The organism is Bartonella sp. TS25HLJMH (genome assembly GCF_042193505.1).
Lineage (GTDB): Bacteria > Pseudomonadota > Alphaproteobacteria > Rhizobiales > Rhizobiaceae > Bartonella > Bartonella grahamii.
On the sequence record NZ_JBHILV010000082.1, the window covers coordinates 1 to 1,038 of the forward strand.

The 1,038-nt window shown below is 43.4% G+C and carries 2 protein-coding genes; both read right to left on the bottom strand.

Annotated features, from left to right (window positions below):
* Positions 1–265: 265 nt before the first annotated feature.
* Positions 266–493 carry a hypothetical protein gene (locus ACFINF_RS09335; protein WP_375620605.1) on the bottom strand — a complete coding sequence of 76 codons (228 nt, stop codon included), beginning with the start codon at positions 491–493 and terminating at the stop codon, positions 266–268.
* A partial coding sequence (locus tag ACFINF_RS09340) for a lysozyme (protein WP_375620606.1) occupies positions 490–1,038 on the bottom strand: 549 nt, incomplete at its 5' end. The genes ACFINF_RS09340 and ACFINF_RS09335, both read right to left, overlap by 4 nt.

Sequence of the window (1,038 nt, forward strand, 5' to 3'; positions counted from 1 at the left end):
ATAAAGAGGATGAAGGCAATCAATTTCATGATGCGTGACATCATCTTTAAGCCTTGATAGGTCTCTATCATCTCGTGAAGGAGCTGTTGTTCTTTTTCTGTAAGATCTTTATCTTTGGTGCTTCGTTTCTTGACCATCTTTCCAACCACATAAATGGGCTCCCTGCTTGTTATGCTTCAAAATATCTCTTGCAAGGTTGGAACTGATGACCGCAACATCCTTATTATCCAAATAAATGGGCAACCAGCCACCACAAGAAACAGACCTATTTGCCGCGCACCCAACGAGAAAGTTCAGAACGCACACCAGCATCACTTTTTTGATTAACTTCATTTTCTACCTCAAGCCGCATTGTTGCTGTCTTTAAAGCATTCTCTGTTTGCTTTTGCCGTTCGCTTTGCTTGCCAAGATGAAACGCCTTGGCTAAAGCCATAAAAAAAACGGCTAAAGCCGCTGTAAACATAAGAGAATATTTCTTGAGCCAAAAAATCATAAGCGTTGCTCCCGAAAACGCTTGGCGACAATCGCTATGCCCGTTACAGCCGCTAAAACCATGATGCCTGCTAATGCCCATTGAATGGGACCATTGCCTGCTAACAAGCCGCCAAAACCTGAACAAGACCCTATAATCGGGGCAAGTGCTTCTACCTTGAAAAGACCTGTTGCCATTTTCGTTTCTACCCTTTGATAATTTGAAGAAACATAAGCCCCTTTTGCCCATAAACCCGCTTCTGCTGCTCGACGGTTGGCTAAACCCGCAAGAGGCTTCCCACCGACCTTATTCCATTTCTGTAATTCAACAGGAACGGCTTCATAATCGCCTTGATTAAGTTTCTTCAACAATGTTGACTTGCAAAAAGCAGCTGTTCCTACGTTATAGCAAAACGAGACTAATGCCGCGAATTGGCAATCCGTTAACGAAACCGTGACCGATTCCTCTACCGTCTTCTCAAATTGCTTTAAGTCTTCACAAAGGATTTCTTCTGCTTGCTCTTTGTTAATACACATGCCTTTTTTGACGAGGGGGTGACCCGCATT

Excerpts from the sequence above, each read along its gene's own strand:
- ACFINF_RS09335 (WP_375620605.1), bottom strand. The coding sequence starts at position 493 with ATGATTTTTTGGCTCAAGAAATATTCTCTTATGTTTACAGCGGCTTTA.